Source organism: Arthrobacter sp. B0427-1-12 (genome assembly GCF_059092905.1).
In genome coordinates this window covers 1-21,356 of record NZ_JBNHIC010000054.1, presented here as the reverse complement: position 1 = coordinate 21,356, position 21,356 = coordinate 1, and the positions used below count along the sequence as shown (strand labels likewise).

Annotated in this window: 21 protein-coding genes and 4 pseudogenes; 10 read left to right on the top strand and 15 right to left on the bottom strand. The window is 63.5% G+C overall.

What is annotated here, in order from left to right:
- Positions 1 to 414: 414 nt before the first annotated feature.
- The 3 genes from AC5RWU_RS20395 to AC5RWU_RS20385 all read left to right on the top strand — a co-directional run bounded on the left by AC5RWU_RS20395 (position 415) and on the right by AC5RWU_RS20385 (position 1,907).
- Positions 415 to 720, top strand: coding sequence for a hypothetical protein (locus AC5RWU_RS20395; RefSeq protein ID WP_494032774.1), 306 nt, complete (start codon positions 415 to 417; stop codon positions 718 to 720).
- A gap of 69 nt (positions 721 to 789) precedes the next feature.
- Positions 790 to 987: a hypothetical protein gene (locus AC5RWU_RS20390; protein WP_494032773.1), complete on the top strand. Its 198-nt coding sequence runs from the start codon at positions 790 to 792 to the stop codon at positions 985 to 987.
- Positions 984 to 1,907, top strand: coding sequence for a hypothetical protein (locus tag AC5RWU_RS20385; RefSeq protein ID WP_494032772.1), 924 nt, complete (start codon positions 984 to 986; stop codon positions 1,905 to 1,907). Before AC5RWU_RS20390 ends, AC5RWU_RS20385 begins: the two co-directional genes overlap by 4 nt.
- Before the next feature lie 745 nt (positions 1,908 to 2,652).
- Here AC5RWU_RS20385 and AC5RWU_RS20380 read toward each other — a convergent pair.
- From AC5RWU_RS20380 to AC5RWU_RS20355, 6 genes are all read right to left on the bottom strand, one after another.
- Positions 2,653 to 3,123, bottom strand: coding sequence for an NUDIX domain-containing protein (locus tag AC5RWU_RS20380; RefSeq protein ID WP_494002609.1), 471 nt, complete (start codon positions 3,121 to 3,123; stop codon positions 2,653 to 2,655).
- Positions 3,124 to 3,248: 125 nt separating this feature from the next.
- The gene (locus tag AC5RWU_RS20375; RefSeq protein WP_494032771.1) at positions 3,249 to 4,061 is read right to left on the bottom strand and encodes an isocitrate lyase/PEP mutase family protein; all 813 of its coding nucleotides are present in this window, start codon (positions 4,059 to 4,061) and stop codon (positions 3,249 to 3,251) included.
- Positions 4,062 to 4,072: 11 nt separating this feature from the next.
- The gene (locus tag AC5RWU_RS20370) at positions 4,073 to 4,201 is read right to left on the bottom strand and encodes a hypothetical protein (protein ID WP_494032770.1); all 129 of its coding nucleotides are present in this window, start codon (positions 4,199 to 4,201) and stop codon (positions 4,073 to 4,075) included.
- Between the two features lie 2 nt (positions 4,202 to 4,203).
- Positions 4,204 to 4,722 (bottom strand): cupin domain-containing protein, encoded by a 519-nt coding sequence (locus AC5RWU_RS20365; RefSeq protein ID WP_494032769.1) that lies wholly within the window; start codon positions 4,720 to 4,722, stop codon positions 4,204 to 4,206.
- 260 nt (positions 4,723 to 4,982) lie between these two features.
- Positions 4,983 to 6,179, bottom strand: coding sequence for an LLM class flavin-dependent oxidoreductase (locus tag AC5RWU_RS20360; RefSeq protein ID WP_494032768.1), 1,197 nt, complete (start codon positions 6,177 to 6,179; stop codon positions 4,983 to 4,985).
- 195 nt (positions 6,180 to 6,374) lie between these two features.
- On the bottom strand, positions 6,375 to 6,890 hold the full coding sequence (locus AC5RWU_RS20355) for a flavin reductase family protein (RefSeq protein WP_494032777.1): 516 nt from the start codon (positions 6,888 to 6,890) through the stop codon (positions 6,375 to 6,377).
- Between the two features lie 496 nt (positions 6,891 to 7,386).
- Here AC5RWU_RS20355 and AC5RWU_RS20350 point away from each other — a divergent pair, with 496 nt between their 5' ends.
- Positions 7,387 to 8,433: an AraC family transcriptional regulator gene (locus tag AC5RWU_RS20350; protein ID WP_494032767.1), complete on the top strand. Its 1,047-nt coding sequence runs from the start codon at positions 7,387 to 7,389 to the stop codon at positions 8,431 to 8,433.
- Between the two features lie 382 nt (positions 8,434 to 8,815).
- A pseudogene (locus tag AC5RWU_RS20345) lies at positions 8,816 to 9,492 on the top strand (helix-turn-helix domain-containing protein); the annotation flags it as partial.
- Between the two features lie 409 nt (positions 9,493 to 9,901).
- Here AC5RWU_RS20345 and AC5RWU_RS20340 read toward each other — a convergent pair.
- From AC5RWU_RS20340 to AC5RWU_RS20320, 5 genes are read right to left on the bottom strand one after another with little or no spacing between them, the layout of a single operon-like run.
- Complete coding sequence (locus tag AC5RWU_RS20340; RefSeq protein ID WP_494032766.1) at positions 9,902 to 10,909, bottom strand: ABC transporter permease; 1,008 nt, start codon at positions 10,907 to 10,909, stop codon at positions 9,902 to 9,904.
- A complete protein-coding gene (locus tag AC5RWU_RS20335) occupies positions 10,902 to 12,524 on the bottom strand; it encodes a sugar ABC transporter ATP-binding protein (RefSeq protein ID WP_494032765.1) in 1,623 nt (540 codons plus the stop codon). The genes AC5RWU_RS20340 and AC5RWU_RS20335 overlap by 8 nt, the downstream gene beginning before the upstream one ends.
- The gene (locus AC5RWU_RS20330) at positions 12,524 to 13,708 is read right to left on the bottom strand and encodes a sugar ABC transporter substrate-binding protein (RefSeq protein WP_494032764.1); all 1,185 of its coding nucleotides are present in this window, start codon (positions 13,706 to 13,708) and stop codon (positions 12,524 to 12,526) included. The genes AC5RWU_RS20335 and AC5RWU_RS20330 overlap by 1 nt, the downstream gene beginning before the upstream one ends.
- Positions 13,709 to 13,725: 17 nt before the next feature.
- Positions 13,726 to 14,394: a zinc-binding dehydrogenase gene (locus tag AC5RWU_RS20325; protein ID WP_494032776.1), complete on the bottom strand. Its 669-nt coding sequence runs from the start codon at positions 14,392 to 14,394 to the stop codon at positions 13,726 to 13,728.
- Positions 14,276 to 14,782: an alcohol dehydrogenase catalytic domain-containing protein gene (locus tag AC5RWU_RS20320; protein WP_494032763.1), complete on the bottom strand. Its 507-nt coding sequence runs from the start codon at positions 14,780 to 14,782 to the stop codon at positions 14,276 to 14,278. The genes AC5RWU_RS20325 and AC5RWU_RS20320 overlap by 119 nt, the downstream gene beginning before the upstream one ends.
- A 242-nt stretch (positions 14,783 to 15,024) precedes the next feature.
- On the opposite strand from AC5RWU_RS20320, the gene AC5RWU_RS20315 reads away from it, so the two are divergent.
- Positions 15,025 to 15,222, top strand: a complete 198-nt coding sequence (locus AC5RWU_RS20315; protein ID WP_494037178.1) for a hypothetical protein — start codon at positions 15,025 to 15,027, stop codon at positions 15,220 to 15,222.
- Between the two features lie 291 nt (positions 15,223 to 15,513).
- Here the strand turns inward: AC5RWU_RS20315 and AC5RWU_RS20310 are convergent, their stop codons facing one another.
- Positions 15,514 to 16,191 (bottom strand): IS3 family transposase, encoded by a 678-nt coding sequence (locus tag AC5RWU_RS20310; protein WP_494032775.1) that lies wholly within the window; start codon positions 16,189 to 16,191, stop codon positions 15,514 to 15,516.
- 136 nt (positions 16,192 to 16,327) lie between these two features.
- On the opposite strand from AC5RWU_RS20310, the pseudogene AC5RWU_RS20305 reads away from it, so the two are divergent.
- The 3 genes and pseudogenes from AC5RWU_RS20305 to AC5RWU_RS20295 all read left to right on the top strand — a co-directional run.
- A pseudogene (locus AC5RWU_RS20305) lies at positions 16,328 to 16,655 on the top strand (ISL3 family transposase); the annotation flags it as partial.
- Positions 16,656 to 16,752: 97 nt separating this feature from the next.
- Complete coding sequence (locus AC5RWU_RS20300; RefSeq protein WP_494032762.1) at positions 16,753 to 17,523, top strand: transposase; 771 nt, start codon at positions 16,753 to 16,755, stop codon at positions 17,521 to 17,523.
- A pseudogene (locus tag AC5RWU_RS20295) lies at positions 17,517 to 17,852 on the top strand (IS982 family transposase); the annotation flags it as partial. The gene AC5RWU_RS20300 and the pseudogene AC5RWU_RS20295, both read left to right, overlap by 7 nt.
- 22 nt (positions 17,853 to 17,874) lie before the next feature.
- Here the strand turns inward: AC5RWU_RS20295 and AC5RWU_RS20290 are convergent.
- Positions 17,875 to 18,180: pseudogene (locus AC5RWU_RS20290) on the bottom strand (nuclear transport factor 2 family protein); the annotation flags it as partial.
- A 324-nt stretch (positions 18,181 to 18,504) separates the two neighbouring features.
- Entirely contained in the window at positions 18,505 to 18,942 is a 438-nt protein-coding gene (locus tag AC5RWU_RS20285; RefSeq protein ID WP_494032761.1) for a nuclear transport factor 2 family protein, read from the bottom strand.
- 136 nt (positions 18,943 to 19,078) lie between these two features.
- On the opposite strand from AC5RWU_RS20285, the gene AC5RWU_RS20280 reads away from it, so the two are divergent.
- On the top strand, positions 19,079 to 20,917 hold the full coding sequence (locus AC5RWU_RS20280; protein ID WP_494032760.1) for a class I adenylate-forming enzyme family protein: 1,839 nt from the start codon (positions 19,079 to 19,081) through the stop codon (positions 20,915 to 20,917).
- A 63-nt stretch (positions 20,918 to 20,980) separates the two neighbouring features.
- Here AC5RWU_RS20280 and AC5RWU_RS20275 read toward each other — a convergent pair.
- Positions 20,981 to 21,356: thiolase C-terminal domain-containing protein (locus tag AC5RWU_RS20275; RefSeq protein WP_494032759.1), on the bottom strand; the 376-nt coding region annotated here is incomplete at its 5' end.

Genomic DNA, 21,356 nt, shown 5'->3' with positions numbered 1-21,356 from the left:
CCTCGAAATCGTGGCCAAGCCCGAGGGAATGCATACCTTCGAGGTCCTGCCCCGGGCCGGCGTCCTTGGCAGGCCGCCGAAGCCGCCTAACCCCTTTCCCAACACTTACTAACTGCCTCTACCCATTAGCGGCTCTGCGTCGCTGGCGCGCCGTGGTGGGAGAAAGTTGTTCTTGCCTCTCGTTTTGTCTCTGGCGGTTGGCGCGTAGCTGGGGATCGTGGAGGTGTCAGTCTCGGTCGACGCCGGTTATTCCTTGGTGCTGTTGATGAACCTGTTAATTAGCGTGGCGTGGAGTGCTTCCACGGGAACCGTGGATTGTTTCCTTGGAGCACGAGTGTTAGATTCCTGAATTGTTTCCCTGTCCTCCCCGGCAGACGCCGGCACAACCGGTTTAAGGTCTCAGGAGGAACAGTCATGGATATCGTGCACGAACGGGCCGCTGGATTGGATATTTCCAAACGCGACGGGATGGTGTGTCTGCGAGTCCCCGGCGCCAGGGCCGGGACCTACACGTCGACGGTCAAGACCTGGGGCGCCACGACGGCGCAGATCCTGGAGCTGCGGGATTTTCTCCTTGCCGCCAACGTCACAACGGTGGTGATGGAAGCGAGCAGCGACTACTGGAAGCCGTTCTACTACCTCCTCGAGGAGACGCTGCCGGTGATGCTGGTCAACGCGAAGGCGGCACGGAACATCCCGGCCGCAAGACCGACGTGTTAACCGAACTAACCGAGGCCGCCCGGGTGAACCGCAGGCGGAGCCGGCTGGCATCGGCTAGGTTCTGTTCTCGTGGGCAACGAAGAGAACGTTCCGCGGGTACTGTCCGGGCTGGTGATGCCACCGTCGGGTTCGCTGGAGGCCAACGGGAATCCCTTCGAACCGTATCGGCTGGTTGACGGCTCCGGAGAACGTGATCCGGTACCTACACCTGCACCGGGTTACCGGCCCGAGAGCCTGCGGATCCTGTTCGGAGGGAACCAGCCGTGACGCTCAGCGAACAATTACTCGTCCCGCCGGTGGCCGATGATGCGGCGCCAGCCCAAGCGGTGACGGAAACCGGGGCGCCGCTGATGGCCGCGTTCCCCGCCTGCGGGGTTGACCTGTCGTGGCCTTCAACCTGCGATGATCGTTCTGCGGTGCTGGCCCGCGTGCTCGCTGCACCGATCAGCTTGGAGAATCCGAACAGCCAGCGGATCCGCCGGACCGGAGTGCTGGCGGTGCTGGGCTGGCTGGCCAGTTTCCCTGGCGGAAGCTGGCAGCAACGGTGGCAGGCCAGCGGCGCGGAGGCTGCCCCTGACTGGCGGGACCTGTTCATTGGCGAGGCCGCCGGCCGGTCCCGGACAGGCCCTGGTTCGGCGGCACCCCACCTGAGCATCGGCCTGCTGGCGCTGTTCTGCGCCGACGTGATCCGTCCCGGCCTCGAATGGCTGTTGCGTTTCGCCCCGACCCGCCGCGCCCTGGCCACCGAGATGGCCCGGACACGCGACGGCAAGACGTTCGCCGCCCTGACCCAGGCCTGCACCGATGGGCAGGTCGGACTGCAGGCCGGCCAGCAGGCCCTGACCCGGATCGCGGTCATCATGGCCGCCAAGGGAGGGCAGGTCGCGGGAGTGAGAGTCGGAGACTGCGTTGAGCTGCTCGCGGTCGTCGCCGGTCTTGGTACGCGGTTCCAGGGAGATGCCCGCAGCCCGCTGTTCTATCAACTGCTGCGCCGGCATGTCTGGGGCGAGGATGCGTCCGCTGCGATCGAAATGTTCTCCGGCAAGGGGCAACCGACCTGCGAGCAGCTGATCGACCGCTACAAGATCCAGTGTCGGCCGGTCCGGGACGTGCTCGTCGATTATTTACATGAACGAATCAAATGCCCCGCGCACCTCCCGATCACGCTGCACATAACCGCGAACTGAGCCGAATAGGTGAAGTCCGCGATCCGCCACTGATCCGGACGCGAGGGATGGTTCCAGGCCCGTTTGATAGGGCCCGGGTGCCGCGGCGCCTTCGGGTCCCGCTGCGTCGTCAGGGGCCGGCGGCGGCCGCGCACCGCGCCTTCGATGCCGGCGATCTCCATGAGGCGCGCGACCTGGTCCCGGCCTGGCCGAAGATCCCCGGCGACCCGCATGCCAGAGCTTGAGCACCCCGTAGACGCTGCGGTTCAGGACCCGCAGATCCCTCAGGGTGTTGGCCGCACAAGCATCCTGAAGCCCGGCCCCGGTGGTCCGACGCCACGGGAACGGTGGGCGTAATAGGCAGACCGGCCCCGAACCCGTCGGCATATTTCCGGATGTATCCGGCTACTGTCCGGGTTTGCGGCCGGGCTCCGCCGCGGCGAAAAAAGCCGCAGCGGTCCGCAGGATCTCATCGGCCCGGCGCAGCTGCGCGTTCTCCTTCCGCCGCCGGGCGACTTCCTCATCAACCGGCCGGCGGGGTCACGCCCTCGCCCAGGTCCCGGCGGATCCGGTTCCGCAACGCGGACCCATTGATCCCCGGCAGGTCACCGACCTCGATCCGGGCATTGGGCTGGGAAATGTCCCCTGATGCGGTCCTGCTACATCCGCACGGCACGGGCCCGGGTCTCCGCATCGTACTTCCCGGCTGCAGGCATCATCCGATTCTCCCAATCCTTGTTAGATCATGCCCTCCACTGATTTCATATCAAGTATTGGGTTGGGTTGCGTTGAGCACTTCGTCCAGCCAAGTGACTCGATTGGTAAAGCGCTTCGCCTTGCGTGGAGTGGTCCACCGGTAGAAGTCGTGCTCCCAGTTGATTATCAACCGCCGGCGGGACGTTAGAGCCGTGAAAGTGTGGACGAGCCAGGGAGTTCCCGAACCGTCAGCGACCACGATGGCCCGGCCTTGGCGGAGCTCCAGGAGGTCTTCGGCCTGCAATCCGGCTTCTTCAGATAGCTCTTCAAGAGTCTGCTGTTCGGGGGTCGCCCCGGTTTCCAAGAATCCGGTGATGCAGTGCCAAAGGCCGCTGTCGTGGCCAAGGTGGCGGCTCCTTCTGAACAGGGCAATCCGGCCCCGCCACTGGACGACGGCAGCGATGACGATGTGGTCCGGGTGGATTTCATATGAAGCGTCAGAGGGCAAACCCACGTCAGGGGATGCAGGGATAATGCGCATTTTCCTGTCCTTACCAAGTGCCCTAGAGGGCGCCCTCCCATACGTTTATAGACAAACGACAAACGTATGGGAGGGCAAAAGATTCTGCGGAAGGCCGCGCGTTCAACTACTTGCGCCACGAGCTGCTAGGCGTTGGGGGTATTGACGTAATCGCGTCGCGCTTCAGTCGGCAGGTACCTTTCCTCCGTGCTTGCGACGAATTCGGTCGAGGGCCGCCCAAGGCACGAGCCCCAGCCGAGATCGTATTCGGTGCCCTTGGCCTCATTCATTGTGGCAAGGTATTCCGCGAACGGAGTGGTGTCGCCGGCCTTCTTGATGTCTAGAAGCAGGCGCCAAACCTCATGGATGCCCGGCAGCACAAACGGCGCTATCTCGATTGCCTGACCCATTGCGGTCAGTTCATCGAGCGTCTTCTGCCCGAGGAGGTTCGGGCTCGGGATCACGTAGCTTGGTCCGGGCGTCTCTTTCAGCGCCAGCTCGGCCTGTTCCCACGTCTGGAGACCCTCGTAGAAGATGACATCAACTCCGGTTTCGGCGCAGTAGAGCTGCCCACGCCGGATTGCCTCGTCGATACCTCCGCCGGCAGCACCGTATCCGTCCATGCGGGCGACGATCACGAAGTCCTTGTCGTATTTGTCCCGCGCTTCGACGGCGGCGTTCAGCCGCCCGATCGCCTCTGCGTCGGATACCAGTTCAATGCCGGTGGCCCCGCCTGGCTTCTTCGGCTCACGCTGGTCCTCGATGTGGATGCCCGCAACACCGGCGTCGACGAACTCGGCGACCGTGCGCTGGACGTTGATGGGAGCCCCGTAACCCGTATCGGCGTCGCAGAAAACGGGAATATCAACGCTCCGGGCAACGCGTTTTGCGTGCGCTACTACCTCCGTCAAGGTCAGCCAGCCGGTGTCGGAGGCGCCCTCGGCCCACCACGCCGACATGCCCCCGAGACCTAGAACGCGTTGAAGCCTGCAGCCTGCGCCATCTGCGCGTGGACCGGCAAGGCGGCGAACGGAAGGACCGATGTCTCCTTGCTCTCGAAGACCGCGCGCAGTGCCTTACCCGGTGATGTCACAGCCATGCTTACAGCTCCTCTTTCGAATTGAATCCGACGGTCACGACGACGTATACGCAGTCCTCGTCGTAAGGGTTTCGCCAGGCGTGAGGTACGCCGGCCATGACAAGCAGGTCCCCCGGTACGAGAGTGCGCACCTTTCCACCCGGGAGTTCGAGATCGACCTTGCCCGAGATCACGACCTCGTAATCGATGGTCTCGCTGGCGTGCATGGCGGGATCGCCGCCATGCCCGACGTCCATCGCGGGATCGATCTTGTTCATATCGATCTCTTTGCCGGCCGAACGCGCCGGGATGCTATTGATCCCGAAGGTCGAACCGTTGGGCCCGGCGAGTTGGACGCTGGCGGGAGGCCGGCCAAAGTTCTCCTTACTGTGCCCGCCCTCGACGGCCCAGTAAAACGCTCCGTCGGCGACGTCCGGCACATCGATGACAGCCGGACCGTCAACCTCCAGAAAATCGGCCTCCCCTGACTCGGTCGGCCCCGCAACCACCAGCCGGAATTTTGCCGGGTGTGGAAAGGTCATTTATCTTCACTCCTTAGTAGAAAAACGATGTGCTTGGAATTTTGCGACCGCTCACGTTAATCCCCGCCCGGTTCGAGCGGTGGATGGAAAATGGTCGGCCAGTGAACATGACGATGTTTCCGGCGCACAGCGTGAGCCAGGGTCTAAAGTGCCCCTGCTCGGCTGCATGCTGACGTCGACGACGGCAGCATGCAGCCATGCCCGGAGGGTCCCTTGCGATCACTGCGCCAGTGGCGGCTGCATCAGCGCGAAGTCCTGTGTCAGGCGCGAAGTCCGGCGCTGCGCATCAGCGGGAAAATCTGCTCGTGCAGGCGGTCCAGACCCTCGTTGTAGTCGACCATCCCAACGCAGGTTCCGTCGATGCCTGCGTTGGATAGCTTCTGGAGCCCTTCGACGATCATCTCCGGAGTGCCTACCAGAGGTAGCAGATTGGCTCTCATGAAGGTTTTGATAGATTCATCGCCTTCGAAGTCATCGAAGTTGATGCTGCGGCCTCCCCCAGATTCAATGATGTTTTTATAGCGTGCGGCGCTCTCCCAGTCTCCCTTTTCCTCAACGACGTACTTCACGTAGTCCAGTGCTTCCTTCTCGGTGTCTTTGCAAATGATGTGGACGGGCGACCACAAAGATAGATCCTCCCGCCCCGCCTCGTCTGCGTTCTTCCGGAGTTTCGAAATGGCTGGCTTACTGCTCTCCAGATCGAAAAGCCCGGCAAACAGGATGTTGGCATGTTTGAACGCGAATTGCTGGCCTGCCGGACTCGAGCCGGCGCTCATGACCACGGGGCCCGGCGATTGAACGGGCTTGGGGTAAGCCTCCACTCCCTCCAGCTTGAAGAAGTCGCCGTCGAAGTCGAACCTGTACTCATCACCCTCGTCGGACCAGAGCCGCTCGACGATCGTCATCCACTCGTCCGCCAGCTCGTACCGCTTATCATGTTCGGGCAGGTCGAGACCGAACATCTTGTACTCCGGCTCGTGGTAGCCGGCGGTGGCGTTCAAACCCATTCGGCCGCCGCTGATGTGATCGATCGTCGCACTCATCTTCGCCGCCATGAGCGGGTGGACGAACGGCATATGGCAGGTGGCAAAAACCTGGATGTTCCGCGTCGCTGCCGCCAATCCCGCCGCCCACGTGAGCGTCTCGAACTGGCGGCCCCAGGGCCGGTCGGGGCCCGAAAGCCCCTGCCAGCGGGCGATCGGGATGAACCCCTCGACGCCATACCTGTCCGCTTTTTGGGCAAGGCCCTGCACCTCGCCCCAGTTGCCGAGCTTGATCATATTCTCGGCCAGCGTGAGACCGCCCTGCCCGGTGGAAACGTTCGCCCCGAACATTGCCATCTTGAACTTGTTCGGGCCGTCTATGATGGGCCGCTGGGCACGTTCAACCGTGTGATCGGCGACGAAGTCACGGTCAATGGTGCGGTCAGCGACGACGTCGGGCGATGTGATGGTCATGATTGTCAGACATCCTTTCGAGAAGACACAGATTTGGGTTGGTTATGTTCAGTACGGGTCATTGATTTTCTTCAGGCCTTTTGCCCCGGGTGCCGAAGCGCACCCGTGTCAGGCCCGCTTGAGCTCCGAGCCGAAGCTGGCAGGAGGCGGGATGCGCTTATCCGCGGTTGATGCCTTGCCTCTTGCCGGCACGGTTCAGATCTGCGATGCCTCTCCGAGGGCGTGCCAGGACCGGTTGTGGTAGACCAGAGGCTTTCCGGGTGACGCGTTTCCGGCCAGGCCCGGTGAGGCTTCAAGGGCCTCAACGGCCAGGATGGCGGACCCGCCGGCAGCCATGGAGTTCACGATCCTGCCCCGGATCCAGGCCTGGGCCGAGAGAAAGTAGGGTTCCCCGGTCTCAAGCCGTGACCACTGGGAGGTGTCGGCGAACCGGTCGATTCCGCTGGTCGCGCAGAGTTTCGCGATGTCCGCTTCTTCCGCGCTGAGCAGGTGCACCACGACCGTATCTGCACTGCGAATCGTCGGGGTGCTGGACGAAAACTCAGAGACCGAGAAGGCCAGAATGTTAGGTTCCACGCTGGCCGAAATCACCGAGGTTGCGGTCAGGCCGACCGGTCCGTTGCCGGCATCGGCTGTGATGACAGCGACCCCGCCGGGGTGGTTGCGGAACGCGGCCTTGAATTCCTCGGCCGTAATCGCCGGCCTGTCCATTTCCGCGAATTGAGTCCCCCCTGAAGCGGTGCGGGCGGCCGAGGCACTGCTGCTGATGCTCACCGGATCTCCTTTGATGTAGGTGTGCCGGCTTCTCTGCCGGCCCTCGTTCAGGAATAACGCTATGAGCGGACGACAGCGGCCCGGTAGGGTAAAGGACGCCAATCACATAGGAAAGCACGCTAAGCACGTTCCCTTTGTCCGGCGATGGCGCGAGATGCCAATCCTATGACATACTTCACAGGATGTCGGCGATTCAACCGCCACAGAGCTTCCGCAGCGGCAGGCCGGACCCTCCCGGCGAGGAGAGAGGCGTCCTGAGAACCGTTCCTCCCGGCGCCGGGTCGAACGTGCCATGCGGAGGAACGACATCCGGGCCGGCTTTACCGGGCTCCCGTTGGCTGGCCAGCTTTGCGTAGCGGCAAGGGTGGCTTTCTTAGGGGTTCCCGAACATGCCGGACCGCAGTGTTACGTCTGCGGTGAAAAGGGGGCAACGATGAAATTAAGCACGTATCAGAACCTGCGACTGCCGAATTTCAGTGTTCACGCAATGCGCGGGCTGCTCGAAGAGGCAGGTCTCGATTGGCGGACCGCCCTCGCGAATGCGGAAATTGACCCTGACGTGGTAAACCGTCCGGGAGGCACTATCCCTGCACGGAAGGAGCTGGCCTTTCAGCTTCAGTTCGTCGCTCTCACCAGAGATCGTGTCGATCTTTGGATGAAGGTCGGGCATGCCTACACACTGGGCTCTTTCGGCGTTCGAGGACTGGCGTTCTTAACGGCGCCGAACGTCGAGGCGTGGGTAGAAGTGGCCACCGGAATGGACTACGGCCCCGGCCTCATGGAGAGTGCGCCTCTGCGGACTCCAGATGGCGCGGTGACCGGGATGGAGATGACCTACCCCGAGGCCCCGGAAGAGTTGATCCCGTTCAGCGTCTATCGTGACTTCTGTTCCGCCGCCCGTACCCTCACGTGGCTGTACGGCGCCCCTTTCCCCTTCACCCGGGTCGAATTCCCTCTCGCAGAAGCCTCCCCCGAGGTTTTGACGTACATCCCGTGCGAGATCCTCTGCGGCTCCGAAGCCCTGCGGTTATGGTGGGACCCCGCAGTATCGACACTTGAGCTGCCCTTCGGTGACGCGTTCCAGCACACGACGTGGATGAAAGAAGACAGGAAGCTTCTCGATACACTCAGCGCGACCGGCGATTGGCGAGGCACCGTCGTGAAGGCCATTAGGGCCGCGCCCGAGCTCAACCGCAAACTGGCCAATGTGGCCGCAACGATGCAGGTCTCCCCACGCACCCTGCAACGCAAGCTCGAACTCACCGGTAGCGACTTCGCCCAGATACGGGACGAAACCTTGAGCGACCTCGCCGCCGATCTGCTCTCGAATACCGATCACTCCGTCGCACGAATATCCCGCACGCTGGGCTACACCGACCCAGCCAGCTTCACCGTCGCCTTCAAACGATGGAAGGGGATCCCGCCGAAAGCGTACAGGGATGCTTCTCACTACAGGCGGGGTCGCGGTCCGGAGGAATAGCTATACTCGTCTCTCCGGTCCAGACGGAGTGCCAGCCACCAGGTCTGCCCTTACAGGCAGCCGGAATGACGACCGCGGCGACCATTCTCACGGAACTGGGACACTGGCCCGGGGCTGACATTCATGGTGGCGTGCCTCGATTGGGCAGAATCGCCCGTGGCGGGGATCCTGCAGCAAGGCGCGCTTCCGGGGCCCATGCCCGCACCTTGGTTAAGCGCCCACCCGCCGCAGGTGGAATGCCGATCGTTTGGCGTCTCTTCGGACATCCGGTGGGGAGTGAGGGTTACGGCGTGGTGAGCACCGGATAGGGGGCCGGGGTCCCCGAGGATCAGTAGCGACCAAGCATGCTGCTCCAACACGAGGACCCCGACTTGTCCAACACACGGGGTGCGCTGCCGCGCCCACCACCAATCCCTGTTCCCGTTGCGATGTTCTGCTTGGCCTGGAAGGTGTCCATGCCGGGCCGTCGAACATGGCGAGGCGTTGATGACGGTGACCGTCTCCACGCCCTGGCAGCCGGTCTTGTGTCCCGGCTGCGGGGTTCCGGCCCCGAGCCGGGGCCGGCGGCTCCGGGTCCTGAAGGACGTGCCCCACGGGGAGTTGAGGGTCCGGTTGGTGTGGCGCCAGCGGACCTGGCGCTGCCCGGACCCGGGCTGCGCACGAGGAACGTTCGCCGAGCAGGTTCCGGACCTGGTCGCCGCGCAGGGGTCTGTCACCACCCGGGCCGTGACGTGGGCGGTGCGGCAGCTGCGCCGCGAGCACGCCACCATCCTGGGCCTGGCCCGCCGGCTCGGGACGGCGTGGAAGACACTGTGGCGCGCGGTCCGTCCCGTGCCGGAGCGCCTCGCGGCGGACCAGGCCCGCTTCGCCGGCGTCACCAGCCTCGGGGTCGACGAACACATCTGGCACCACGGCGATCCGCGCAAGCGGGGCCCGAAGGAGCTGACCGGGATGGCCGGCCTCACCCGCGATGCCAGGGGCAGGGTGCGTGCCAGGCTGCTGGACCTGGTGCCGGGGCGCTCGAAGAAGGCCTGCGCCGACTGGCTCGCCGAACGCGGCCGCGAAGCACCTCCATCGCCCCAGGCGCCTGGGGCTTCCGGAACTTCAGCAACTACCGGCTGCGGATGCTGCTCTCAGCCGGCGGCCACCGTCCGTACCGGCAGAAACCGTCCAACCACGCTTAAGTACGAAGAGCCCGTAATGCGGACTAGAGTCTTGGTGCTCGCGATGCAGTTCCTCGTCCGCCAACTCGTACTTTCCAAACCGAGTTGCGTGGCTCTGCGTGAAGAACGTCTGACTTTCGACCTTTCCGCTCGTGTTCATCGATCTACTTCCCTTCACAGAACAACCTCCTTGTCATCAATGATTAGCGCTCCCTGCGTCAAACCGAATTGAGGCCGCTTAGCACGGTTCATGCGGCACGACAGTTCATCAGAAGGAGCCCGCGTACGTATGTACTGACCGTCGATCACACACCCCTCCGCTTGCGTGCGTAGGAGTCCATGCCGACCGCGAGAATCAAGACCAGACTCTGGATGATGTTCGCGTAGCCACTGGACAGTGCGAGCGAGTCAATGACGTTCGATAGCGAAGCGAAAATCGCCAGACCGATCGCGGTGCGCCAGACCGCGCCCTCCCCACCCCAAAGCGACGTACCGCCGAGGACGACCACGGCGAAGCTGTTCAGCATCAGCGACGCTTCTGTCTGGACCATGTCGGCGCCGATGCCACCGAGCTTCAACGCCAACAAGACGCCAGCCAGGCCCGCCATCGTGGCGGAGATCGTGAACGCTGTGATTTGGAGGGTCGGCACGCGCATACCCGCAAGACGTGAAGCCTCGGCATTGCCGCCAATACTCATAAGCGATCGACCAAATATGGTGTGGCCCAAGACGAACTCGCCAAGCAGGAAGGCCGCAAAGAGAATGACAAGAACCAGTGACACCCCTAACAGATCGACATTAGCGAGCTGGAGAGCCGCGCTGTTCACAACTGCTTGTGATGTTCCCACGAACAGTATGACGATTCCGCTTAGCAGGCTGCCCATGGCGAGGGTCCCGATGAAGGCATTCACGCCGAGTCGGGTAACAAGCAGACCGTTGACCACACCGATCCCGACGCAGACCGCCAAAGCGACGAGGATGGCCATGCCAGCTGGTACTGATGAGGAGAGCCGCGCGAAGACCGCCGCCGACAGGATGCAGGCGCCCACGACCGACAAGTCGAATGACCCCGAGATGATGACGAACGTCAGCCCGATAGCAACGAGACCAAGCTCGACATTCTGGGTCAGGATGAGCTCGAGATTGCTCGGAGTGAAGAATCGTGGGTACGCTACTTGGGCGAAGATCAAGGTGAGCACGAGAAACACCAGCATCACGTGCTTTAACAACAGATCGAGCACCCGCGAGCCAACGGATCGCAGGGTACTGATCTGCGGTTTGGACGCCGGTGCCGGCGTCTTGAGGTCAAGCATGGGTTTTCTCCTCGGTCGGAATCGCAGTTGTCTCGCTGCTTATGGGAGCGGGTCCGGCGGACGCAGCGTCCGTGAGGCGATTGATGGCATCCGCAAGGGTTTGCGGGTCATTGTCCTGGGAAGCGAGGTCGAACTCGCCTGCGATGGCACCCGCGTGAAGCACCAATATTCTGTCGCAGACCTCGACCAGTTCCTCCAACTCGGACGACGCGACCAGGACGGCCGTGCCTTCAGAAGCCAGCGACCGCAGGGTATCGACGATGATCGACTTAGCGCCGACATCGATCCCCCGCGTCGGTTCGTCGGCCAGAAGGATCTTCACCGGGTGGTGCATCCACCGAGCGAAGAGCAACTTCTGTTGGGTCCCGCCAGATAAGCTTTCAGAACGTACGGCCCAACGATGCTCAGGAATGCGCAATCCCCTGGCAGCCGAGCGAGCAGCGGCACCAGTCCGCTTGCCAAGGACCCCAAACGTCGCGGCCGCTCCGAGGTCCGTGAGGACCGCATTTGTCGCCGCGGAGAGACCGGGGATCAGGCCAGAGTTCTTGCGGTCATCAGTGATAAAGCCGATCCCGAGCTTTTTCGCCACTCGCGGACTGCCGGGAACACCGATCTGCTCGCCGTCGAGAGTAACGCTGCCCGTCGTGCCGGGGAGCAGCCCGAACAATGCCCGCAGGGTCGACGTGCGACCCGCACCGACCAAGCCCGCCAGCCCGACGATCTCTCCAGGCCGGACCTGCAGATTAATCCCTTGGAGAATCCCTGGACAGCTAAGTTCACTCACTGTCAAACGGTCAGGGACGTCGCGGCCTCTTCCTGCTGCCTCACGATTCTTGTCAGCCCATGGTGAGGACTGAGTCCGTGATGGCAGGTGGTCAGGACCCCGAATGATGTTGACCAATTCGGATCGCGTCGTGTCAGAGGTCGGACCGGACCAGACGACACGGCCGTCTCGAAAGGCGGTCACGCCGTCGGCAAGATCGATAACCTCGGCGAGATCATGCGTCACCAGCACCTGAGTGCGGCCCTCGTCCCTCAGGGTCGCCATGACCGCTTGGAGCACACGTCGCTCGCGGTAAGTGAGTGCTGCCGTCGGCTCGTCGTAGATGATCAAGCGCGGCTCGTCATGCAGCGCCTTGATAATCTCCACCATCTGCCGCTCGGCAATAGAGAGCTTTCGCGCGGGAGTGCCGTACGGGAGGCTGCTTCCGAGACGCTTGCAATACCGCTCAACCTGCTCACGCATTGCCTCGTCGTCCGGTCGGCCTCCTCTCGACAACCACCGCCCGAGGAAGACGTTCGCCTCCACGGACAGAGCCGGAACGATCATCAACTCCTGGTAGATGGTTGCAACGCCCGCGTCGCGGGTCGCTTTGGGGCGCCCGAAGGGGGCCGGCTCGCCGAACAACGTCACGTCACCTTCGGTTGGCACCACGCGCCCGGAGAGAATTCCTGCCATCGTCGACTTGCCGGCGCCGTTCTCGCCGACGAACGCATGGATCTCGCCCACACGCACGTCGACGTTTACCGTTTCAAGAGCTGTCGTGGCGCCGTACCGCTTCGTCACACCTCGACATTGCAGTGCAAGCATCGGCACGTCGTTGGAGCCGACCATCAGTAATCCGACTGGAAGTTGTCGACGTTGGCAGAAGTTATCTTGGGCAGCGCCGTCGGGTTATCCGGGTCCTCGGGCCGCTGACCGTCATTAACCACCACGCGCGGGACCTCCTGGGAACCTTGCGAGGCTAAGATCAGCGATTCCGTCACCACGAACCCGCTCACCTTCGGGAAGTATGGAATGGTGAAGACAACTTCGCCTGCCTTGAGGGCCGGAATGATGCCGGCTTTGCCACCCGCGTCATAGACCTTGATCTTGCCCGACAGCCCGGCCTCTTTGATCGCCTTCAGTGCGCCGAGAGTCTCCTCGCTCGAGTTGCAGATAAGGACATCTAGATCGGGATGAGCAATCAGGAACCTCTGAGTGGCCGAGAGTCCGGCCTCAAAGCTGGGAGCTTGTCGGTCGATCGCAACAAGCTCGAAGTCCGTACCCTTCGTGGCTGTCTCGAAGTTCTTGACTGCCCCGTCCGCGCCTGTCTGTCCGACGGGTCCGACGAGCAGGACGGCCTTCGTCGGCCCGGGGTTGTCCTCCACTATCATCTGCGCGAACTTGAGGCTGGCGTCGTTCTGCGAAGTTCCACCCACGTAATTCACCGTTCCGGGAACCCACAGGTCTTTGTCGGACGAGAACGCGCGGCCGCACATGGCGCCGTTTACGACGGAGAGCGCCAGCCCCTTGTCCGCAGCGGTTGCAACGGTCGAACAGATGCTGTCGTCCACTGGTTGGATTACTCCGAGCCCGAATGTCCCGCTCGCGATCGCCGATGCAATCTGGTTCCGCTGTACGGAGGGGTTGAACCTGGCGTCGAATACGGTCAAGTCGTACCCATACTTCTCGGCCGCAGCCTCGGCCCCTTCGACGCCCGCTGCAGAGTAAGTATTGGAAGTGCCGTTCGCGAACACGGCGATCTTGGGCTTCGGACCAGACTTGCTGAACTTCACGCTCTTGCCCTCGCCCACATCGACCGTGATGGTGTCTGCGTCTACGGTGACGGGGACCATGGGGCCCAGAGACACCGCATCGGCCAGCGACGGTTCGAAGACAGAGGAGTTGCCCGAGCCAGCTGGGCCATCGTTGCTCTCTGGCGCGGCGCACCCCGAGACAAGGGTAATCCCGCTGAGCAAGGCTGCGGCCACGAAGAACTTCGCGACCCCAGTCGGTTTCATTGCGATGAGGGACATGCTTTATTTCCTTTACCTTAGGAACAAATCGGTTGGGAATTCGTCAGTTGATCTCGAGGATGACCTTTGCCCTGGCCGGCGCGTAGTTCTTCGATGACGTCGAGGAGGTCGTCCCATGGGCGTAGCGCGACCCAGCCTTCTGCGGGGTAGTCACCTCTCGCCAAGCCCTTGATGACCTCGTCGAAATCGGCCTGCGTGTGGGCCATAGCACCGATGACACGCTTCTCATTAGGCTGCATTGCCCACAGATCGAGCGTCACCGGTTGGCCGTGGATCGCCACCACGACCAGTCGACCATAGGCACCGAGGAGGTGGACGCCCTGCGAAAAGGCGGACGCAACGCCAGCCGCGTCGAAGAAAGCATCCGCTCCGATTCCAGCGGAGAGATCGTGCACGATGGTGGCGAGGTTCTCTGTGGTCGGGTCCACGACACGTGCACCGAGCCGTTCGATGATGGCGCGTCGATCCGCGCTCGGTTCTGATACGACGACCTTCGAGATGCCACGGGCCCGAAGGTCCAGGAAGATGCCGATTCCAATTGGGCCGGCTCCGGCCACTACGACGGTGTCACTCGTCGAGAGTTCGGCTAGGTTCACCGCGTGGTGCGACACCGCCAGCGGCTCCACCATGGCGCCCTGCATGAGCGAGACGGAGTCGGGCAACTGGTGAACAAACCGCTCGCTCAGCGTCACGGACTGGCCAGCGCCCCCCGTTGCCCTCACTCAGGTTCGTGCAGGCGAACGATGGGGCCCCGGACTTGCACTTCGCACACTCGCCGCAGTTGGGGATGGGGTATACAGCCACCCGGTCGCCGACTTTGCAACGGTCAACCGCAGATCCGACCGCAACAATGGTCCCCGCGTACTTGTGCCCGACGCGCTTGGGGAGGATAGCTCCGGAGTCGTCGTAATCGAACTTCATCCCAGAGTGCTCGGGGTCGTAGAAGAGATGCAGATCGGTGCCACACACGCCGTTGTAGGCGACTTGGACCCTCACGTCGGTCTCACCCAACTCGGGTTCAAGGATGTCGTCGAACCTGAAATCCTGGGCCGCATGAAAACGTACTGCGCGCATCTCTCTCCCTTCTTGGCCACCAGGCGATGGCATGACGTGGGATGGGGGACGTGTTTCACGACTATGTAATCCACGTCTCTTATTTGCGAAACCCTATCTGCCACCTTGGCCTTTGTAAACCATATAGTTGGTAGGTTTTTACGCCTCAATCGACCAGAAGTGGGTAAGGGAGGCGACAAGGCAGACGTGATCCGCACTGGAACTGGTGGAGGGCATGATCTAACAAGGATTGGGAGAATCGGATGATGCCTGCAGCCGGGAAGTACGATGCGGAGGGACCCGGGCCCGTGCCGTGCGGATGTAGCAGGACCGCATCAGGGGACATTTCCCAGCCCAATGCCCGGATCGAGGTCGGTGACCTGCCGGGGATCAATGGGTCCGCGTTGCGGAACCGGATCCGCCGGGACCTGGGCGAGGGCGTGACCCCGCCGGCCGGTTGATGACGAAGTCGCCCGGCGGCGGAAGGAGAACGCGCAGCTGCGCCGGGCCGATGAGATCCTGCGGACCGCTGCGGCTTTTTTCGCCGCGGCGGAGCCCGGCCGCAAACCCGGACAGTAGCCGGATACATCCGGAAATATGCCGACGGGTTCGGGGCCGGTCTGCCTATTACGCCCACCGTTCCCGTGGCGTCGGACCACCGGGGCCGGGCTTCAGGATGCTTGTGCGGCCAACACCCTGAGGGATCTGCGGGTCCTGAACCGCAGCGTCTACGGGGTGCTCAAGCTCTGGTGTCAAGCCCCGGGTTTTTTGGAGGGTGTTTTAGCTGGAAATTGCGAGTGGTTCAGGTGCCGGGTGACCGGCGTGTGACTGCTCGTATTCGGCGACCTCCAGGTGGCCGATGTCCCGCCAGGGGCCCTTTGTTGCGCACGAGCTCGGCCTTGAACAGCGAGTTGAACGCCTCGGCCATGGCATTGTCGTAACTGTCTCCCCGGGACCCCACGGAGGCCACAGCCGCCGCCTCCGCGAGGCGTTCGGTGTAGCGGACGGCCCGATACTGACCCCCCGCGGTCGCTATGGTGGACCAGCCCGGGACAGGTCGGCCCCGTCCCGGATCCTGGACCGGAGGCCCATCTCCAGCGCGTCCGGCGCCAGCTCCATATAGCGACCCGTTGACACCTGCCAGCCCACGATCCGGCGGGAGAACACACCGGCACGAACGCGGAACAGGCCCGGCCGGCAAAGGTGCGCACATAGGTGATGCCGGCGACCCACAGCCGGTTCGGCGCCGGGGCGCTGAACCGGCGCCCGGCCGGGTCCGCCGGCCTGCCGGTCTCCGGCGCCGGCCTGGTGGTGCGCGGTCCCTTGGCCCGGGAGATCCCGCGCAGCCCCTCGGCGCGCATCAGCCGCTCGACCGTGCAGCGGGCCACCTGCCGGCCCTGCCGGCGCAGCTCGGCGCGGACCTTCCACACCCTGTAGACCCCGTAATTGTCCTTATGGGGCTTCACAGTTGAGGGTGTAGCCGGGGTGGGCGCGTCGGTAACCGGATAGAGGTCCAGGTCTTCCGATGATGGATGTTCCTACGCCGCCCATCCGAAAGACCTCGACATGGCTAACGCTACCTTCATTCGTCCTGACCTGACCACGTTCGCTCGTCTCGACGGGCTCGGCCTCGAAGTCGTCGGACAGCGCCTTGAGCCGGATCGGGCAGTGTTGGAGTGCCGTGGCAGGGCCGGATGATTGGTGCCGCCGGTGCGGGTGCCGGGGCGTCCCGCGGGACACGGTGACCAGGCGCCTGGCGCACGAACCGTTCGGGTGGCGTCCTGTGACGCTGCTGCTGCGGGTCCGCCGCTACCGGTGCACCGGATGCGGGCGCGTGTGGCGCCAGGACAGCACGAGGGCGGCCGAGCCACGGGCGAAGCTCTCGCGCCGCGGCCAAGGCCCGCACCGCCGCGGTCAACCAGATCAAGGGGCTTCTCCTCCCGGCCCCGGAGGCACTGCGCGCGAAATACCGGGGCACCGGGACCCAGGCGATGATCACAGCCCGCCAGCGGGCCCGGCCGTCCGGCCATGCCGCCGACCCGGAATACATCACCTTGCTGACGCTGAAGCCGCCGGCCGTCCGCTACCGGTCCCTGGCCGCCGAAATCGAGGCCGCGGACGCCGCGATCAGGGAAATCCCCGATACCTGCGCCCCGCTGCTCTGCGACCTGCCGGCAGCGGGCCCCGAAGTGGCCAGCCAGCTGCCGGTCATCCTCGGAGACAACCCGGACCGGATCGGCAGCGAAGCCCAATTCGCAGCCCCGGCCGGGGCCGCGCCCATCCCGGCATCATCGGGAAAGACGACCCGGCACCGGCTCAGCCGCGGCGGCGACCGCAACGCCAACCGGGCCCTGCACCAGGTCGTCCTGATCCGCATGTCCTCGTGCCCGCGCACCAGGGACTACGCGAACAAACGCACCGCCGAGGGCCGGAGCAAGCGGGAGATCATCCGCTGCCTCAAACGCTACCTTGCCCGTGAAATCTACCGCCGGATCACCGACCCCGGCCCGCTCCGGACAACACCGGCCTGCGCCAAGGACGCATGCAGCCCGGACCCACCATCAAGGCCGCCGCCGGCCACCTCGGCCAACGGCCCTCAGTCATCTCCCGCCTCGAGCGCGCACTCATCCGCAACGACGCCCTCGCAGCGACGTACCGGAAGCGGCTGTCAGCCCAGAACCCCCAAAAAGCGAATTGACAGCAATAGGAGCATCCCGGGACGGTTCAGTTCCAGGCGCTACCGGACCGCGAGCACCACCTGATCGCGGCCGGGCAGGTGATCGTCGGGGACAAGGGCTTCGCCGGGAAGGACTTCGAGGCCTTCATCGCAGGCCTCGGCGTCGTCCTGCTGCGCCCGGACCGGAAGGACGAGCCCGCCCGCTTCGGCAGCCTCGGGAGGGTCCGTCAATGGATCGAGTCGGTCTTCGACACCCTCAAGAGCCAGCTCACCCTCGAACAGCACGGCGGACAGACCCCTGCTGGCGTCTATGCCCGGATCGCAGCCCGGCTCTTCGCCCTGGCCGCGGGGATCTGGCACAACTGGCTCATCAACGCCCCGCGGAAACGATCCCTGACCGCCTACGACCACTAAACCCAAACGGACTCAATCATCATCATCTAGGCGGCAGGGCGATCTCTGCGAACGGGTGCGCCTTGGCGAACAGCCCTCGATCGCCTTCGTCCCAGCTGGACGTCAATCGACTCGACCATATCCGCCATCGCCCCTGACGCTTAACCAATCCGAACTCGTAATAGCCACCGATGGTCAGGATCTCGGTGACGCCATCGAGAGTCAGCACGTGCCTGGCCACCAGGTTCACGTCGACCATCGCATGGTTGGAGTCATCAAACCTCGTGACAGGGGTCGACATATTGTGCTGAGTGGCGGTGAAGCCTGTGATTGAAGCTCTCACAGTGTCTACCCAACTATCGGCCTGGGCCTACACCGAACCTGACTCCCCCATCGGGAACCTATAGGGGAGTAAGGTTCGCGCGCCCGAACCCGTGCTGACCTTTCCGTCGACGGGGGCGCCAGCGCGTCATGCTCCGCGGCCCTCTCGTGCGGTGCCGCGACAGATGCCAGTTCATGATGAGCTTACCGACGGAGGCAGTCTGGACGAATTACCAGCACGGCGGTCAGCCCAGCTCGGACGCCCGAATCACCCAGATTTGGGGCGGCACGAAAGTCGGCCACGAGCGGCGTGGGTACACGGCGGCGGCTTCGCTTCGCTCGCAGCCATAGCTCAGTCGCGACGCAGGTGGCGGGAGATATGACCGACCAGGTTAACGAGGTTCCGTCGCTCCACCCAGCGCAACACGTCGTCGTCATCATAGGCGAACTGATCGACGTAGCCACCCGTTACGATGGGTTGGAGCTCCTGATCCGGTGCAGCCTGGAAAACTACCGCGCTGGAACGCGCCTCTGCGCTGCGACCGTCGGGGGCCACGTCGATAACGATGTTGGTCGTCACATGTTGGGTCCGGGGCACACCGTCATACAGGTGGAGCGCGGAGAGCCAGAACTTCTCGATTTCTTCGGCACCCTCCGCGAACAGATTGCCGTGCGCGTCATATACTCGAGCATCACCGAACAATGCGCCCATTGCCGCGAAGTCACCGGCGTCCATGCAGTGTGTATATTGACCGAGATAGTTTCGCACTTCTTCATAGATGTTTCCCATGCTGTGCCCCTCCACTCTCATGTGCCTCACGGCGCTAATCGCATCCACCTCTTCGCCAGGCCCTGGCGTCGCGTGGAAGACTCGATCGAATCATAACCCCCGCCACCCAAGCCGGTCAAACTACCGATAGGTTGATATGAACTACTTGACCAAAAGACCCGGCTTTGCCACTATCAACCAAACAACCGGTGCGGATCGCGGCACCCGCGTTATAGATTCCGGCACCGCGCTCGACGCGCGTCGACGAAAGGCGATGAGGATGGCAACAATGCCGAACCAAACGAAGAGCGACATACGAAGCCTTGGCACTTTAATGCGACGAGCCGCAGAGCGGTGGCCGCGGGCAGAGATCGTCTTCCCGGACGAGAGGGCTAGTTACGCCGAACTGCACGAGCGTGCCAGCGCCATGGCGCGGCTTGTCCGCGCTGCCGGTGCCGAGCCGGGCGACAAGGTTGCCGTCATGCTCCCCCCTTGCGTGGACTTGGCTGCCGCCATCCTCGGCGCCGCTCGCGCCGGGTGCGTCGTGGTGCCGATGAGCGAGCGCTGGAAAGAGACCGAAGTGCGTCATGCCCTCCGCCACGCGGACGTGAGGGTGCTCGTGACGACCGAGTTCGCGATAGCCTCACTGAACCTCGTTCGCACGATAACGGACGCGTTGCCGAGCTTGGCAGACGCACCTGCAGGTGTCGGTGCCGAGTACCCGGCGCCTGAGGAGGCTCCCGAGCTGAGGAGAATCGTGCTGCTCGGATCCGGCGAAGGCCCCGTGCCCTCTGGATTCACATCCCCACAGGTCTTGGACGACCAAGGGCAAATCCCTAGCGACGAGGTCGCGCCAATCGACGACGATGTCATTGGCCCCGACGACATCGCGTACATCATGTTCACGTCTGGCACCTCCTCAGCGGCGAAGGGCTGCCTGATTACGCACGGAAGCGTATTGGAACAGGCCCGTGCCCTCGCCGAGACCCGTTACCTGTTAAAGGAGGGCGATGTTTTCTGGTGCCCGATCGCGTTGCACCATAACGGTGGACTGACCTCGTTCACGCAGTGCCTGACGGTCGGCGCGAGCTTCGTCCATGCCGGGTTCTTCTCCGCCGACGTCAGTCTCGACCAACTCGTCGACGAACGGTGCACACACGCGCAGATGGGAATGGAAACCATCTGGCGTCCGATCGTCGAGCACCCTCGCTTCGCGGAGTCGGACCTGAGCGCGCTCCGAATTACCTTCACCGCAGGGAGCGAAGCGCGGCTGCGACACCTCCAAGCCTTAGTACCCCAATCGATTCTGCTTACCAACTACGGGCTCACCGAAGGGACCGGGCATTTCGCCATGGTCCTGCCGACCGACCCGCTCGACGTCCGCATGACCACCGGAGGCACCCCCCTGCCAGGCAACGAACTCCGGGTCGTCGATCCTGTAACGGGCCAAGACTGTGACCCCGGGGTCGACGGTGAGATCTTGATCCGCGGGACCCTGCTGTTCAAGGGGTACTACAACGATCCCGAGTACTCCGCGACGGTCATCGATGCCGATGGCTGGTTCCACACCGGCGATCGCGGTCACCTCGACACAGGTGGACGGGTCACGTTCGTCGACCGGCTGAAAGACACACTGCGGGTCGGCGGTGAAAACGTTTCGTCGGCAGACGTGGAAGCATTCCTACTCGGGCATCCCTCTGTGAAGGTCGCTGCCGTCGTAGCCGCACCCGATGACGTGTACGAGCAGGTCCCGGCGGCCTTCATCGAGACACAGCCTGGTGTCGCCTTGACCGAGAAGGAACTGATCGACTACTGCTTGGGATCGATCGCTACGTACAAGGTCCCTCGTTACGTACGCTTCGTCGACGAATGGCCCATGTCCAGCACGAAGATCCGAAAGCCGGTGCTGCGCTCCACGATCGAGAACGAGCTCAAAGAGCGCGGCATCCGAAGCGCTCCGAAACTGGTCCCGGTACGGCAGACGCCCCCGAATTGATCCGTTGCAAGAGCGGGGATCGGGGCAGACTCGGTCCGATCCCCGCTTGAATGATGCTTCTCGCTACCGCGCAGAGCGGCGCAGGATGAGGCCCGAGGTCGGTCCCGCCTGCGGGCCGCCGACCAGGGCCACCTCAGCGTCCGGGATCTGGTTGTCCGCCGTGCCCCGGACCTGCTTCACTGCCTCGAGGACATGGCGGAACCCGTGCGTGTAGCCGCCCGCTGTGTCACCGCCGTGCGGATTGAGCGGCATGGAGCCGGTCGGGGCGAAGTCTCCGGCGATGATGCGTTCAGCCACCTCGCCGGGACCGCACAGCCCGAACTGCTCGGCGACGAGGAGCAAGGTGAAGCTGGTGCAGTCGTAGACCAGGCCCACGTCAATCTGGCCGGCTGTCAGCCCGCTCTGCTCGTACAGCTTCTTCGCCACCCAGGTGGACGGG

Excerpts from the sequence above, each read along its gene's own strand:
- AC5RWU_RS20320 (WP_494032763.1), bottom strand. The coding sequence starts at position 14,782 with ATGCGCGCAGTACGTTTTCATGCGGCCCAGGATTTCAGGTTCGACGAC.
- AC5RWU_RS20315 (WP_494037178.1), top strand. The coding sequence starts at position 15,025 with ATGATGCCTGCAGCCGGGAAGTACGATGCGGAGGGACCCGGGCCCGTG.
- AC5RWU_RS20360 (WP_494032768.1), bottom strand. The coding sequence starts at position 6,179 with ATGACCATCACATCGCCCGACGTCGTCGCTGACCGCACCATTGACCGT.
- AC5RWU_RS20285 (WP_494032761.1), bottom strand. The coding sequence starts at position 18,942 with ATGGGAAACATCTATGAAGAAGTGCGAAACTATCTCGGTCAATATACA.
- AC5RWU_RS20370 (WP_494032770.1), bottom strand. The coding sequence starts at position 4,201 with ATGGCTGTGACATCACCGGGTAAGGCACTGCGCGCGGTCTTCGAGAGC.
- AC5RWU_RS20355 (WP_494032777.1), bottom strand. The coding sequence starts at position 6,890 with ATGGACAGGCCGGCGATTACGGCCGAGGAATTCAAGGCCGCGTTCCGC.
- AC5RWU_RS20280 (WP_494032760.1), top strand. The coding sequence starts at position 19,079 with ATGAACTACTTGACCAAAAGACCCGGCTTTGCCACTATCAACCAAACA.
- AC5RWU_RS20365 (WP_494032769.1), bottom strand. The coding sequence starts at position 4,722 with ATGACCTTTCCACACCCGGCAAAATTCCGGCTGGTGGTTGCGGGGCCG.
- AC5RWU_RS20380 (WP_494002609.1), bottom strand. The coding sequence starts at position 3,123 with ATGCGCATTATCCCTGCATCCCCTGACGTGGGTTTGCCCTCTGACGCT.
- AC5RWU_RS20340 (WP_494032766.1), bottom strand. The coding sequence starts at position 10,909 with ATGCTTGACCTCAAGACGCCGGCACCGGCGTCCAAACCGCAGATCAGT.
- AC5RWU_RS20375 (WP_494032771.1), bottom strand. The coding sequence starts at position 4,061 with ATGTCGGCGTGGTGGGCCGAGGGCGCCTCCGACACCGGCTGGCTGACC.
- AC5RWU_RS20300 (WP_494032762.1), top strand. The coding sequence starts at position 16,753 with ATGATCACAGCCCGCCAGCGGGCCCGGCCGTCCGGCCATGCCGCCGAC.
- AC5RWU_RS20330 (WP_494032764.1), bottom strand. The coding sequence starts at position 13,708 with ATGTCCCTCATCGCAATGAAACCGACTGGGGTCGCGAAGTTCTTCGTG.
- AC5RWU_RS20350 (WP_494032767.1), top strand. The coding sequence starts at position 7,387 with ATGAAATTAAGCACGTATCAGAACCTGCGACTGCCGAATTTCAGTGTT.
- AC5RWU_RS20395 (WP_494032774.1), top strand. The coding sequence starts at position 415 with ATGGATATCGTGCACGAACGGGCCGCTGGATTGGATATTTCCAAACGC.
- AC5RWU_RS20335 (WP_494032765.1), bottom strand. The coding sequence starts at position 12,524 with ATGGTCGGCTCCAACGACGTGCCGATGCTTGCACTGCAATGTCGAGGT.